This window comes from Microbulbifer maximicatervae (SeqCode), assembly GCF_052467325.1.
This window is the reverse complement of record NZ_CP174310.1, coordinates 1219078-1232859: the sequence shown is the minus strand read 5'-3', so window position 1 is coordinate 1232859 and position 13782 is coordinate 1219078. Positions and strand designations below refer to the sequence as shown.

Sequence of the window (13782 nt, the reverse complement as noted above, 5' to 3'; positions counted from 1 at the left end):
TCAGGGCTTGCAGGGGTATCACGGAATTATTCAGAGGCTCCTTAAGACGTGCGCTTTACTACCAACAGTACGCCAATAACCATCATGGCAAGACCAATAAGGCGCTTGGTATCCAAGCTGGTTTGCTGCGTACCCAGTAACCCAAAAAGGTCGATAACGCTAATGGCGAGCAGTTGCCCTAGAAGAACGAAAGATACCGCATTACCCACACCATACCTTGGCGACACCCAAGTCACACTCAATATATAGAAAGCCACCAGAATCCCACCCAAGTAAAAGTACCAGGCAATACCTTTGCTAAAAACAGCACTGGGTAACCCCTCCGTTTTCAAGAGATAAGCCGCGGAGATTACAAGCCAAACGAGAAATAGCAGTGTAGTTGCCAGGGCTGAACTACCAAGCTTAATACCGAGACCACTATTCAGCGTTGCAATAACGGTATACCAATGCCTGCAATAAGCATTAGAGACGGGTAGATAACTGCATTTTGCACTACGGGACACCTCTACTTAGAATCACGAGCCGACCCCAGAGGGGCCGGCCAGGCCATGTATTAGCTGGCAAGCTGTTTGGCGATAGCAACACCAACACCGTGCGCACTTGCCGGGTTTTGGCCACTAATCACTCGCCCATCTTCAATAACAAACTCCTGCCAAGGTTGTACTTTGTTGTAGCGGGCAGCGCCCCTCGCCAAAGATTCTTCCAGTAAAAATGGGATGTCATTAATGGTGCCGAAGTCAATCTCCTCCTCACGAGTGAAGCCGGTGACAGACTTGCTATCCAAAAGCTTTTCGCCATTGCTCAGGGTGATAGGCAGGAAACCAGCGGGGCCGTGGCACACTGCGGCCAATGTGCCACCCTCTTCGTAGATCTCGGCACTTAGCTTTGCGAAGTCTTCGTTCGTTGCCAAGTCAGAAAGCAGACCAAATCCGCCGGGGTAGAATACTGCATCATAGTCTGCAGTATTCAGCTGGCTCATAGGGATGGTGTTATTGATACGGTTTTGGAAATCTGAATCATTAAGCACCATTTGGTTGATGTCGTCACCTTCGATGTCAGTGCCATAGAGTGGTGCTTTCCCCCCTTTAATAGAGGCGATGTCATAGTCGAGACCACTCTCCATAAATACGTGAATCGCGTGAGTCAACTCAGGTGAGTAGGTGCCATTTGCCTGGTCAGTTTCACCAAGGGTGGCGTGGTTGGTCACTGGTATAAGTACTTTCTTCATGTTTCTTTCCTCTGTTGGTCAGCATTCAGTGGGGAGGGATTGTAGACTGTCCCTGTTCTGCTGATAATGCGTAAAACCTGTTAAATACCTTTGCAGAATGGCAACAATCGAGTTTGAGAAACATGGAAAATTTTGACGGCATAGTCGAGTTTGTAGCGGTGGCAGAAAGCCAAGGTTTCTCAGCGGCTGCCAAGCAACTTGGCTGCAGTACTAGCCATGTGAGTAGGCAGGTCTCCCGCCTGGAGGAGCGCTTGGGCTCATCCCTTTTGGCCCGCTCAACACGTCAGGTAAGTCTGACTCAGGCTGGGACCGCCTATTACCAGCGCTGTAAAGAGTTAGTGATAGGCCTGCAACAGGCGAATGAGCAGGTTAGCCAGCAACAGTTTCAGCTCAATGGAACACTAAGAGTTAGCGGAGCTGGTATCTTTGCTGAGCAATATGTTGCCCCTGCCCTGATGGACTTTGGCTTGAAACACCCGGGGTTGAAAATCGACATGGACTTCAATAGCAGGATGGTCAATTTCGTCGAGGATGGGATTGATTTTGCCATACGCTATGGTCGCCTTGAGGATTCCGGCTTAGTTGCTCGTAAACTGGCCGACCGCCAAATGATGGCTGTCGCAAGCCCGAGTTACCTGAAAGAGAATGGTATTCCCAATCACCCTGACCAACTAAAAACTCAGAGTTGCTTGGTGGCCAACAATGATGAATGGGTTTTTGACCTGAATGGAGAGCCTGTAAGCGTAAAGGTTAGTGGGCGCTGGAGAACAAATAATGCCCATGCGATCGTGAAAGCTTGCGAGCAAGGCCTGGGTATAGCTTATATGCCCAAAAGCAGCTTTAGTGGTTCAATTCAACAGGGCTTACTCGAGCCCATCTTGGAATCTTTTTGTGGGCGCGGCGCCAGTAGCTGGATCGTGTATCAGAATCGTCGCTTTTTACCCATGCGAGCGCGAATGGCGATTGACTATTTGGTTGATTACTTTTCTGACTGGGTGGAATAGAAAGCGATTGGATTCGTTGACAGGAATAGAAGCACTCCCCACTTCTTGCAAGCCTTCAATCTGGAGGATTAATATCCACCCCCCTCCAATCGACTGGCATTGATTATGGTCCTGACCAGGGCATTTTATCGCAGTGGTCACACTGCAACCCAGCAACGACAACCCGTTTCGTTTGTGGATGTCAGGAAGCGATTCGGCTTTCGCTCTATTGCTGTTGGCCGATGGGTCACTCGCGAGGAGCGCGATCGGGCCGCTGGGCTTTTTTATGATGCACTTGTTGATCTAATGACCATTCTTCAAGGACCGGAAGCATTGGTATCCCTCCGAGGTACATTGTCTTTTCAATATGGAATCGGCGGGCGCCCAGGGATGGCTGCCTTTTATGACCCTACTGCCCGGAGCTTTTCTCTTGCCAAGAATGCGGGGCCTGGCTCCATTGCCCATGAATGGTTTCATGCATTTGATCATTACTTGGCCCAAAAAGCGTTCAGTGACACGTCCAGTACCATGTATGCCTCAGAGGCCTGGTTACGGAATGCAACTCCAGTACCCCACCCGCTCAATGACTTACTTTTTGCGTGCTTTAAAACTGTGATGCTGGATGAGAGTGGTAATAACCCCAGTGACTTGGTGACTGCTTCCATCAGTGCCGATAAAGCAAATGGTTCTGTCTACTACAGTGAGCCTGTGGAGCTGAGTGCCCGGGCCTTTGAAGCATTTATTCAGGATGCCAGTATCAACAATAATTTTTTGGTTGCTGGCTCAAAGGCTAGCCAAGAGGCGAAGTTGGGACTGTATCCACAGGGAGAGCAACGACAGAGAATTAATCAAGCCTTTAATAGGTATTTTACTTTCCTTGGGAGAGCTCTATTGGCTGAATAGAGTACTAAATGATCGATGCGAATTCAGTATCATGTACGAAATCCGAAAATTACTAAAACATGAAATATGCTTAAGTAGGAAATAAATACGTTCTGCTTTTATCATCTTTCAACGACTTTTCTTCCTCCCTGGCTATATTTATGTTCTCACAAGGAAGGCAGCAATATTCTATTTGACTGATATTATTTAAAATATAATCCCGTTTCTCTAAATTATTTCTAGTTCCTGATCCAAGCTCTTTTGGTAATAAGCTAGACATTCTAAAAGCACAGTTCTTTCCTCTGCCAAATAGAACAAACTCTTTAGTCTTCCTATTCCTTAAAACATAGACTCCTGCGCCAAAAGGGGCGGTTATCAGCTCATTTTTCCTCGGGTCAGGAAATGATTTCCACTTTGTCCACTTGCTCATAAAACCTCTTCCTTTGTGTAATTTACTTACATTAGGCTTTTTATCCTTATTTGTTATAGAAGGTATAAAAGTGGCTCTCGATATTTGTCAAGTTGGGGCCGCATGTCAACTTCTAACTTCCGATCTTTGTTGTTATTAAACAATCTCATGCCAATAATTTATATTTCCTGTGGTATCTTCCACCAATTTACATTTCTTTTGTGCTTAATAAATAGTCAACTAGGTCTTCATGAGCCAAAAATCGCCCTCACAATTCAATATCCTAATCGTCGAAGACGATCGAGGCCTAAACGATCAGCTCAGCGAAATGATCCAAGATGCAGGGTATCAAGTGAATGCCTGCTTTGACGGGAATACCGCGCTATTGGAAGCCGCAAAGCAACAACCGCAGTTAATTTTACTCGATCTAATGCTGCCAGAAATGGATGGTATTTCCCTGCTCAAGATTTTGCGTAAATCCAGTCAGGTGCCGGTCATTATTCTCACCGCTAAAGGGGCTGAAGAGGAAAGGATCACTGGCCTGCGCTACGGGGCAGATGATTATGTGGCTAAACCTTTTAACCAGACTGAGCTTTTACTGAGAATTGAGGCCTTATTACGCCGAAGTCAGCCAGCTCAGGCAGAGAGCGTCCACTACACCGAGATCGATAATCTTCGGCTTGATTTGAATGCCCTGCAGGTATTCGCAGGTGGCCAGCCTATTGAATTCACAGCTGCTCAATTTAAGTTGCTATGGGAATTGGCAATACATCGTGGTGAAGTTTTGAGCAAGGCATATCTTTCCCAGCAGGTCCTCAATCGCACCCTGGGTGCCTATGATCGCAGCTTGGACATGCACCTTAGTCGGGTCAGGCGCAAATTGACTGGTGCTGGCTGGCGAGGGGATCGGTTACAGACGGTACACGGCAAGGGGTACTGCTTGAAATGAACCGGAAACTTCTTTGGAAACTCTGTCTGCTGATTACGTCCGGTATTGTCACCCTCTTCTATCTTATTAACTCCCTCACCATCCGTACTGAAGAGCAGATGAGTTTACTGGACCCCTCTCATCGGCAGGAGTTAAAGCAGTGGGGCAAAGAAGCAGAGATGCGCTTTCTTTCTGGCGACAAAGCCGGATTGGAACAATGGCTGAAAGTGCTTCAGGAGCGGGAGGATACCTGGGCCACTGTTACTCAGTATGAAGTAACCCATATCGCAGGTGAGCGAGGGAATGAGCATCGGTACATTGGATATAATCTCGGCCGCGATGTGGATTGGAAGGTCCACCTGTATTTCGAAGACAATCCGGTAATGGAAATCCCGTTTACAACCGAGAGAACCAGCTTATTGATACTGCTCCCTGACAGGATGCGCCCCGGTGGCTACTGGCAAACCACTCGACTAATGATGCAGATACTACTGCCGATGGGCATTTTAGCGCTGGTATCCCTGATGCTTTATCGTCATATTATGCATCCCTTGCGAAAGCTGGAGCAGGCAACACGGGAATTCAGCCGGGGGAATTTTGATGTGCGAGTCCACCATCAGTTGGGCAGCCGTGACGATGAGATTTCCGAACTGGCCAAAACCTTTGATCAGATGGCAACCCGGATAGGCGAGCAAATTGTCAACCAGCGGCAACTGATCGCTGATCTTTCCCATGAATTAAGAACTCCTCTTACCCGCTTGGATATTGCGATAGAGGGCGCCGGCACCCGCTATTCGGACGATAGAAATATCCGGAGAATTCAAAGGGAGTCTGCCCATATTCGACGTTTGGTGGAGGATACTCTTACCCTTGCCTGGCTAGATAATGAGCAACCCTCTATAGGTACCGAAGACCTGGACTTGGTAGACCTTATTGATGTGATTGTCGAGGATGCCCGCTTTGAATTCCCAAATCGCACTATCTGTACCCACTTGCCGGACTCAGCGAAAATAAGGAAATCCAATCATCAGGCTGTTGGCCAGGCACTGGAAAATATCTTGCGCAATGCGATGCGCTATACCCCTGCGGGACAAGCTGTTCACATCCTTCTGGAGAAAACTGGGAAAGACCAAGTCATTATTGATATTGAAGACTCGGGCCCTGGTGTACCGGAAGCTTTACTGGACAATATTTTTAAGCCCTTCTTTAGGGCCGATCAATCACGAACTTCAAAATCGAAGAATTTTGGACTTGGCCTAGCCCTAGCACGACGCCAGCTGAATAGTGTAGGCGCAACAATTAGAGCCTCCAATCGATCCGCTGGGGGTTTAAGTATGAGGGTCACACTTCCCACGCAGTTTTCCGAGTGTTTGGAGCCTTCGTAAGCTGAAATCGCCATCAAATGTAACAAATGCAACACTGCTGTACTTTGTAAGCGCCAATAGGAATAATTCGCATTAGCAAATAGGTAACTCTGTGAAGGACACCACATGGCCCGCAATATTTCTCACAATAAGTACGCGTTACTCCCCTTGATGGTATCCAGCGCCCTGGCCTCTGGCATCAGCCAGGCACAGGAAGCGCAGGAACCAGAAGATACCGCTGAAACCCCGATGGAAACCGTAGTAGTTGTCGGTGTAGCAACGGATACTGAGATTACGCCTGAAGAACTTGATAAGCAGCAGGCAAATGATCTTAGTGATATTTTTCGCCAGATACCATCCGTATCTGTTGGTGGATCACTGGGTATCGCACAGAAAGTTTATATTCGCGGGATGGAAGACACTCTTCTCAATGTTACGGTAGATGGCGCGCCACAAACCGGCACCCTCTTCCATCATATTGGCCGGGTATCGATAGAGCCGGAGTTATTGCAGAAAGTTGAAGTACAGGCTGGCGCAGGCGAAGCTACCAGCGGTGCTGGTGCGATCGGAGGTGCAATCCGCTTTGAAACGAAAGATGCCGATGACCTGCTTGACGAGGGTGAACAGTTTGGGGCAATAGTGAAAGGCGGTGTCTTTAGTAATGATGGCCAAAAAGCCAGTGCCTCAATTTACGGGAAGATTACTGAAAACTGGGGGCTTCTAGGGTCATTTGTGACCATTGAGCACGAGAATATGGAAGATGGTGACGGCAACACCATCTATGGCACCGCTTCTGATCAGGACCTCGCCTTCATGAAATTGAGTGGTGATGTATCTGAGAATCAAAAGCTGAGCGTCAGTTTTGAGCAACGGAATGAATCTGGAGAACTCAGCCAACGCCCCAATTGGCCTGCCTATGAGGGGCAAACACTCTATCCAATGGATGCTGAGCGCCAAACGTTTGTTGCCAACCATCAATTTTCTCCCAGTGCTCTGATTAACCTGGAAACTACGGTTTATCACACTAACTCAGAGATGGAGCAAAATGTCTACGATCGATGGGGCAAGTACGGCGCTTCGGTAGAGTCCCTTGGCTTTGATTTGCGAAATACCAGCAATATCGGACAACACACTATCACTTATGGTGTGGAGGGCCGTGAAGATGAAGTGGAGAGCCGTTACCTCTCTGAACCCTATATTGGTATCTCCTACAGCGAGGAAGGCCAAATTCTCAGCGCTTATGTTCAGGATCATTGGCAGGCAACCGACGCACTATTGTTGAGCTTTGGAGTGCGCTATGACGAATACCAGCTGGAACAGGTTACCTATGATGATGAGACCGATAGCCAGGGTTTCAGCCCCAATATCGGCATGAGCTATTCGATTACTGATGCCCTCACCCTCACTGCTGGCCATGCAACAGCTATGCGCGGCAAGGAGGTTGGAGATGGATTTACTCTAGAGTCGGCAGTGATTGATCCTGACCTGGATGCTGAGACCGTTGACAATACCGAACTTGGGCTGGAATACCTTCAGGATGGCCTTGGGCTAAAAGCTGCTATTTACCGCAGTACAATCGATGATGTTATTCTCGATCAGCTTGGAAGTGGTACTTACTACGAAAATATTGGCGAACTGGAGACTGAAGGTTTTGAGCTTAGCGCCTCTTACGCTTGGGACAAGTTGTCACTCAGTGCTGCTTTCAGTCATAGCGATTCGGAACTTAATGGATATACCGTTGAGGGCTATGAACACAACGGCTTGGCAAATGCCCGTGGCGATACCTGGAACCTGACTGCCACTTACGCCTTTACACCCAAGTTAGAATTAGGTTGGAACTACACTCTGGTACAAGACCTGAATGATATTGAGGTTTTACAGCGTGCAGTTGAAATTGGCTGGATCGATAGCACCCAAACAGTGGATAAGCCGGGTTACCAGGTACACGATCTTTACTTGCACTGGGAGCCTCTTGCAGATGATCGCCTGAATGTTAATTTAGCGATTCAAAACCTTCTTAATGAGCACTACCGCGACCATTCCAGTGTAGCGGATTATAGTGGCATTGATGGTTGGGGTATCGTAGCCGGGTTATACGAGGCAGGTCGAGATATCAGACTATCAGTTGACTACCGTTTCTAATTTCCTCTTATTTTTTATTTACGATCTGGGCCCAGTACATTTGTATTGGGCCCTTTATTGCCTATGAAATCCAGAAACCGTTTACTGTGGATCAAACTCCACACCTATTTTTCCTGCTTTTTTTTACCCATTGCTATTTTGTATATCGCCACTGGCGTACTCTACCTATTTGATATTGAGGGTGGTGTCGATGAACAAATTGAGTACACCGTTTCCCTTCCGAAGGGTTTACCCAACAATGAGCAAGAAACTCTAAATGTTATATCTCCAATTGTGCAGCCTGCAGAGGTGGCACTACCAGCAGATTTTTATTTGGAAGATGGGTGGATTGGTTGGTATGGCTACAAGCGCCAAGTCTATTTGGAGCCAAGCGAAGACAAGCAATCTGCGATACTCCATGTAAAGGAGCACGACCTATGGCATCAGTTTCTGCTGATACATAAAGGTCATGCCGGGCCGCTTTTCTGGTTCTCAGCTATTATGCTCGGTGCCAGCCTACTATTTAGCCTGATTAGTGGGTTAGTAGTTGCCTTTGCGGTACCAAAATTCAGGAAAGCCGCTGTTCAATTTACTTCATTGGGATTCATTGCCCTGGTAGTTGCCTTTTTTATTGGGGGCTGAATGAGGAGCTTTTAGCCAAGGGGCCTTTGAATAATCCCTACGGGCCTGAAAGGCCCGCGATACAGATGTTTCAGGGTAACTCACAGGCCCCAAATCCAGCCAGGTGACCTTAGGCCAGTTGACAAATCTTATCTTCTAACTGCTGTTTAAATTGATAGAGATGAATACCATCTAAAAAACAGTGGTTCACTTCACTATATAACGAGGTGATAAGACGTCCCTCCTGACTTTGATATTTCCCCCAGGCAATAAAAGGTATTCCAGGGTCACAGTTTTCTTTCTGTACCGGTTTTACCTGTAGGCTGAAAAAATCTCCCCAGGGGTAGCTGCTAATATTCAGAATATCATGGCGGTTTATAAACTTTTCGACAGGGAGGTGCTCAGTTTGCGACAATGAAAGCTCTTTTGTCTTGTGTACGAACTCCGTCAGACTCCTCTCCATTTGTTGTGGTCAACTCCAACCGGACACTTTCCTAAGCACATTTTTCAAATTCGATAGGGGTTACGTCCCCCAGTGTTGTATGTATTCTGCGTGAATTGTAATACGCAATACAGGCCCTCTCGTCTGTTATCGCACCCTCCCTTGTCGGATAGAGGTTTCCTGTTAACCATTCCCGCTTCAGGCTACTAAAAAAACGCTCAGTAGGTGCATTGTCCCAACAATTTCCCTTGCGGCTCATTGAGCACACCATTCCATGCTGCTTTAGTAGCGCTTGGTAGCTATGGCTGGCATACTGGCTACCTCGATCAGAGTGATGCAGCAGACCTTTTGTTGGGGTGCGCAAATTGATAGCCATAACCAGTGCACGACTTGCCAGGGCCGTCTCCATCTGGCGGTCTAAGTGCCAGCCAACAATCCGGCGTGAATAAAGATCAATTACCACTGCTAGGTATAACCAACCCTGCAAAGTCCAGATATAGGTAATATCCGTAGTCCAAACTTGATTTTTAGCACTCGGTGAGAAATCCCTATTTAGAAGATTCTCAGCAACTGGCAGTTGGTGCTTGCTATTTGTGGTTAGTGTAAATCGCTTCTTCTGTTTTACTACCAAGCCGAGCTTTTTCATGAGTTTGCGGACTCGATAACGCCCAATTTCAAAGCCTTCTTTGCGCAACAGCTTCATTAACCGACGGCTTCCGAGACTCTCACGAGATTCTGCAAATAAGGCCTTCAATCGATGGCATAGTTGCCAAATCTGGCCATCTATTGGGCTATCACTACGACGACACCATTCGTAATAGCTGCTCTTATTTACTTGCATTACTCGGCAGAGCACTCTAACTGGAAAGCTACCTTGCTGCTTTTTAATAAATTCGTACTTTATTTCATTTCTTTCGCAAAGAAGGCGCTGGCCTTTTTTAGGATTTCCTTCTCCATCCGCAATTGCTTTACTTCACGTCGCAGTTGATCCAGTTCAGCTCGTTCGCCCGAATCCAACCTTACTCCGCTCTCTTCCTGCTCCAGCTCCTTTATCCAGCGTCGCAGATTGTTAGCAGTGGTTCCTACAGCCTCTGCGGCCTTGGAAATCGAATACCCTTGTTCTGAGACAAGAGCTACGGCGTCTTTCTTGAACTCCGGCTTGAATTTCCGGCGTGTACCTTTTGTTGTCATACTTCACCTCGCTAGGTAGTTTTACCATCTTAACGAAGTGTCCGGAAGGATTAGACCACTACAATTCCAGCCATAACGAGCTTAAACAACTCATCCTCGTCCCCTAAATCAGCAAACAATGGGTGCACCATATCGTGCTCCATGGGTTGGCTATCGACAATACGGTGTTTAAAACCCGCTATTTCATTTGCAACCTGAGTGACCAAAAAGATGAGGCTATAATAAAAAGGGAGCGCATTTTGTTTACAAAAAGAGACTAAATTTGTCACATCCAACGGCTGGGTTAGGCCTATTCGAGTTGATCCGGCACTGCTCATAAAAAATTTAAAGTGGGCCTTTCTATCCCAGCGTTCGATATCTATCGGGGTCATAGACATACCTAATTACCACCTATGCTAAGCTAATTTTCAGCAACCTTTCTGGCATCGGTGGTGTCCGAAGTGAGACAAAGACAAGTCGGGGAATAAGTGCTGACAAATTAAATCTCCGATTAAATCGGTATTGGAACTCAGCCAAATAACGCTGTGCATACTTCGGTCTAATTGCATGGTAGGTGCTACGTAGAGCACTCTTTAAATTACCGAGAACCGTATTCACCCAATAAAATTCAGGCTCCTCAACGGAACTCCGACCGCCACCACAAACGATCTTGTCATGTGCACATCCCGCAGCTGTAACGGCATTGAAACACGCAAGGCCATCAGAGATCACTGTACTGCCGTTACAGAGGTGTTTTTTGCTCCAGGCAGAAATTTCACTGCTCCTGAATCCCTTGACAATAGAGAGCTTGATGCGTGTTGGCCGTCCTTCTTTAGTAGTTTCAACCGCAGCCACAAAGGGCGTTTTACCCTTAGCCCCACGCCCGGGTTTGCATCCTGTACGCTCTCCCCCGAGATAGGCATCATCCAGCTCAATGAAGCCAGATAGCTTGTATTGGTGGTCTCGCTCCATCATCACCTGCATGAGTTTGTGCTTCATACGCCAAGTTGCGTTGTATGAGATACCCAAATGACGTGACAACTCCATACAAGAGATACCTTTCTTATCCTGAGTGATGAGAAAAATCCCAAGGAACCAAGTAGTTAGGGGCAACTTGGTGGAATCGAAGATTGTGCGGGAAGTAATCGATGTCTGGCGCCGACATCGATTACATTGTTTGAGCTTTCGGTGAGATAGATCACAATGCTTGTCATGACCACAGTGAGGACAAGAAAACCCGTTTGGCCAACGCCACTGGCAGAGAGCCTCGAAACACTGCTCTTCAGTACCATATTCTTTAAGGAATTGGGTCAAACTAATGCCTTTTTGGAACTGTACCTTGTTGCGAGCCATGATCTATTCCCTACGTCTAACTGTATTTATATACAGTTAGATATAGCTTTGCAAGGGTGGTAATTAGGTAGACATATGAATATCGGGCCTTCAATGGATATTCATAGTTTAGGGTAGATTATAAGCAGCACCGGTGATGCTAGTAGTTTTTACCTAGTTGGAATACCCGGAATATATTTAGAGGCATTAGAGAATATGCTGTAATCGCCATATCAAAACGCCCTTCCCTTCTGGCTCATACCATTTTTAGCAGCGCTACCATATTCCTCTTTCGCCCCTGCTAGGGCACTAGAATAAGTCTAACAACAGACTGTGCCACCTCATTATCAGCGATCATCTGTGCATAATTTGCAAAAGTGATGTTCCTGCTTATAAGTTTTAAGAAGGATACGACTCCCTATAATAACTTCCAGCTGTTACAGCGAAATATCATCTAGATAACCAGGACTATTAACTATGACTACCAAGTACGAAAATGCCGTTTTGGATGATCAAGTATTGATCGAGGGACTTAAGTCTATTAACCCTGTATGGGGAGATCTAGCTGTACGAGTCGCAGGTGAGGTATGGGGAAAGCCGCTTCTGGATCAGAAAACGAAAGCACTAATCACTATCGCTATTGACCAAATGGCGCTCAATGTAAATGGTGAAGGTAACCCGTTTGGAGCCCATGTTGATATGGCACTCAAACAAGGAGCAACGTATGAAGAGATTGAGGAATTGATTGTTTTCGCCTCAATGTATACGGGCTTCAATAAAGGGGCTACCACTATGGGCGCACTGAATAAGCTTCGCCATGATCGAGGAGATATCTAATGGCTATCCCCGGACTTAAAAAAGCAGATCATATAGGATTCACCGTCCCCGATGTTGATTTGGCGGTTGAGTTCTTTAGTACACACTTTGGCTTTGAGTTGGCTTATACGTTTGGGCCATTTGCTTCAGACGATACCTGGATGACGGATCACCTTAATGTAAATCCTCGTGCAGAGATCAAGAAAATTGCTGTTATGAATGCAAACAGCATCAATCTGGAAATATTCGAGTATGCCGACAACATAGATCAAAATAAGGTGGCACCAAACAATGCTGATGTTGGGGGGCATCATTTAGCATTCTATGTTGAAGATATTGATGCTGCGGTTGAATACCTCAAGAAACAGAATATAGAGGTACTCGGCGCTCCTACGGTAATGACTGAAGGACCAACTGAAGGAGAGACCTGGGTGTATTTCATGGCTCCATGGGGCATGCAACTTGAACTTGTTTCATATCCTAATGGAAAGGCCTATGAGCATTTGACTAACGTACGCCTATTTGACCCTCGATGAATATTCTCGCCACTATTTTGGTTGTTATCGCAGGTATGGGACTCTCCGTCGAGGCGGGATTGTTAGGGCCCCTAGGTATGCAGATTGGTCACTTGTGGGCCACCTTAAGCATATTTGGTGTTGGGACAGCCCTACTTTGGCTCATCAGTCTATTTGTCCCCAGTGCAAAGTTTATAGGCTGGCGAGAGGTTCCAAAGTGGCAGCTTTCAGGTGGCTTATTGGGACCTGTTTACGTTGTTGTTCTAACTTTAGCCACTCCTATACTTGGAGTAGCTATGACCATGATCGGGATTCTTGTGGGGCAAACAGCCAAAAGCTTCCTAATTGACTCCCTAGGGTGGTTTGGGGTGCGTAAGCAGCCCATTAATCTCCTAAGAATATGTGGGGCAACATTTTTATGCCTTGCATTATATTTTACCTACTTGGGAGCCAAATTATGATTGGGCTGATGTTACTCGCAGTACTATCCGGCGTAGCGTTGAGCACCCAGGCGGCAATTAACGGAAAATTTGGAGAAAGTGTAGGAGTTGTCCAAAGCGCCCTATTTACCTTTGGTATCGGAGCTGTAGTGATGGGCTTACTGGTGTTTTTCTTTGGAAAACACAGCGGCCCATCAATTCTTTCCGTACCTAAGTGGCAACTAACAGGTGCACTTTTTGGTATCTTCTACATGATAGTCGTAGTTGCTGTTGTTCCTAGAATTGGTGTGGCATCAACAACAATTGCAACGATTTTTGGGCAGATGAGCATGAGTTTGATTATTGATACCCAGGGATGGTTTACGAATCCGTCTATCCCGTTAAGTTCCTGGCGAATTGCCGCAATGGTTTGCGTAGTTCTAGCGTTGATCTGTAATTACCTTGCTAATCGGAGAGCTCCAGTTCGCAGTAATGAGGCACTGCAGCCCGCCATCCAAAGTTAGCTGAATACAGGAGTAAAGCACTACTCAG

The 13782-nt window shown here is 46.7% G+C and carries 16 protein-coding genes and 1 pseudogene; 10 read left to right on the top strand and 7 right to left on the bottom strand.

The genetic code is table 11. The annotated features are described in order from the left end of the window. Nucleotides 1-41 precede the first annotated feature (41 nt). Both ACJJIE_RS05835 and ACJJIE_RS05830 read right to left on the bottom strand, forming a co-directional pair. Nucleotides 42-503 carry a DMT family transporter gene (locus ACJJIE_RS05835; protein ID WP_444893890.1) on the bottom strand — a complete coding sequence of 154 codons (462 nt, stop codon included), beginning with the start codon at nucleotides 501-503 and terminating at the stop codon, nucleotides 42-44. 50 nt (nucleotides 504-553) lie between these two features. Then, entirely contained in the window at nucleotides 554-1228 is a 675-nt protein-coding gene (locus ACJJIE_RS05830; RefSeq protein ID WP_444893889.1) for a type 1 glutamine amidotransferase domain-containing protein, read from the bottom strand. A gap of 122 nt (nucleotides 1229-1350) precedes the next feature. Between ACJJIE_RS05830 and ACJJIE_RS05825 the strand changes: the two genes are divergently transcribed. Both ACJJIE_RS05825 and ACJJIE_RS05820 read left to right on the top strand, forming a co-directional pair. Next, nucleotides 1351-2232, top strand: a complete 882-nt coding sequence (locus tag ACJJIE_RS05825; RefSeq protein ID WP_282932808.1) for a LysR family transcriptional regulator — start codon at nucleotides 1351-1353, stop codon at nucleotides 2230-2232. A 105-nt stretch (nucleotides 2233-2337) separates the two neighbouring features. Further along, nucleotides 2338-3114, top strand: coding sequence for a CLCA_X family protein (locus ACJJIE_RS05820; protein WP_282932807.1), 777 nt, complete (start codon nucleotides 2338-2340; stop codon nucleotides 3112-3114). Nucleotides 3115-3184: 70 nt separating this feature from the next. Here ACJJIE_RS05820 and ACJJIE_RS05815 read toward each other — a convergent pair whose 3' ends face one another. Beyond that, on the bottom strand, nucleotides 3185-3523 hold the full coding sequence (locus ACJJIE_RS05815; protein WP_282932806.1) for a hypothetical protein: 339 nt from the start codon (nucleotides 3521-3523) through the stop codon (nucleotides 3185-3187). Between the two features lie 229 nt (nucleotides 3524-3752). Here ACJJIE_RS05815 and ACJJIE_RS05810 point away from each other — a divergent pair, with 229 nt between their 5' ends. From ACJJIE_RS05810 to ACJJIE_RS05795, 4 genes are all read left to right on the top strand, one after another. Beyond that, nucleotides 3753-4451 (top strand): response regulator transcription factor, encoded by a 699-nt coding sequence (locus tag ACJJIE_RS05810; RefSeq protein ID WP_282932805.1) that lies wholly within the window; start codon nucleotides 3753-3755, stop codon nucleotides 4449-4451. After that, nucleotides 4448-5815 (top strand): sensor histidine kinase, encoded by a 1368-nt coding sequence (locus tag ACJJIE_RS05805; RefSeq protein WP_444893888.1) that lies wholly within the window; start codon nucleotides 4448-4450, stop codon nucleotides 5813-5815. Before ACJJIE_RS05810 ends, ACJJIE_RS05805 begins: the two co-directional genes overlap by 4 nt. Before the next feature lie 105 nt (nucleotides 5816-5920). Further along, nucleotides 5921-7936 (top strand): TonB-dependent receptor, encoded by a 2016-nt coding sequence (locus ACJJIE_RS05800; protein WP_444893887.1) that lies wholly within the window; start codon nucleotides 5921-5923, stop codon nucleotides 7934-7936. Between the two features lie 63 nt (nucleotides 7937-7999). Continuing rightward, nucleotides 8000-8557, top strand: a complete 558-nt coding sequence (locus tag ACJJIE_RS05795) for a PepSY-associated TM helix domain-containing protein (protein WP_444893886.1) — start codon at nucleotides 8000-8002, stop codon at nucleotides 8555-8557. A gap of 109 nt (nucleotides 8558-8666) precedes the next feature. Here the strand turns inward: ACJJIE_RS05795 and ACJJIE_RS05790 are convergent, their stop codons facing one another. The 4 genes and pseudogenes from ACJJIE_RS05790 to ACJJIE_RS05775 all read right to left on the bottom strand — a co-directional run bounded on the left by ACJJIE_RS05790 (nucleotide 8667) and on the right by ACJJIE_RS05775 (nucleotide 11501). Then, nucleotides 8667-8999, bottom strand: coding sequence for a CatA-like O-acetyltransferase (locus ACJJIE_RS05790; protein WP_444893885.1), 333 nt, complete (start codon nucleotides 8997-8999; stop codon nucleotides 8667-8669). A gap of 31 nt (nucleotides 9000-9030) precedes the next feature. Then, nucleotides 9031-10169, bottom strand: a pseudogene (locus tag ACJJIE_RS05785) (IS3 family transposase). A gap of 50 nt (nucleotides 10170-10219) precedes the next feature. Beyond that, nucleotides 10220-10540 carry a CatA-like O-acetyltransferase gene (locus tag ACJJIE_RS05780; protein WP_444893884.1) on the bottom strand — a complete coding sequence of 107 codons (321 nt, stop codon included), beginning with the start codon at nucleotides 10538-10540 and terminating at the stop codon, nucleotides 10220-10222. 19 nt (nucleotides 10541-10559) lie between these two features. Next, the gene (locus ACJJIE_RS05775) at nucleotides 10560-11501 is read right to left on the bottom strand and encodes an IS1595 family transposase (RefSeq protein WP_444893221.1); all 942 of its coding nucleotides are present in this window, start codon (nucleotides 11499-11501) and stop codon (nucleotides 10560-10562) included. Nucleotides 11502-11957: 456 nt separating this feature from the next. Between ACJJIE_RS05775 and ACJJIE_RS05770 the strand changes: the two genes are divergently transcribed. Genes ACJJIE_RS05770 through ACJJIE_RS05755 form a run of 4 tightly spaced genes read left to right on the top strand, consistent with a single transcriptional unit; the run spans nucleotide 11958 to nucleotide 13754 of the window. Next, a complete protein-coding gene (locus ACJJIE_RS05770; RefSeq protein WP_444893883.1) occupies nucleotides 11958-12317 on the top strand; it encodes a carboxymuconolactone decarboxylase family protein in 360 nt (119 codons plus the stop codon). Continuing rightward, entirely contained in the window at nucleotides 12317-12832 is a 516-nt protein-coding gene (locus ACJJIE_RS05765) for a VOC family protein (protein ID WP_444893882.1), read from the top strand. The genes ACJJIE_RS05770 and ACJJIE_RS05765 overlap by 1 nt, the downstream gene beginning before the upstream one ends. Further along, a complete protein-coding gene (locus tag ACJJIE_RS05760) occupies nucleotides 12829-13272 on the top strand; it encodes a DMT family transporter (protein ID WP_444893881.1) in 444 nt (147 codons plus the stop codon). The genes ACJJIE_RS05765 and ACJJIE_RS05760 overlap by 4 nt, the downstream gene beginning before the upstream one ends. Then, nucleotides 13269-13754, top strand: a complete 486-nt coding sequence (locus ACJJIE_RS05755; RefSeq protein ID WP_444893880.1) for a DMT family transporter — start codon at nucleotides 13269-13271, stop codon at nucleotides 13752-13754. The genes ACJJIE_RS05760 and ACJJIE_RS05755 overlap by 4 nt, the downstream gene beginning before the upstream one ends. Nucleotides 13755-13782 lie beyond the last annotated feature (28 nt).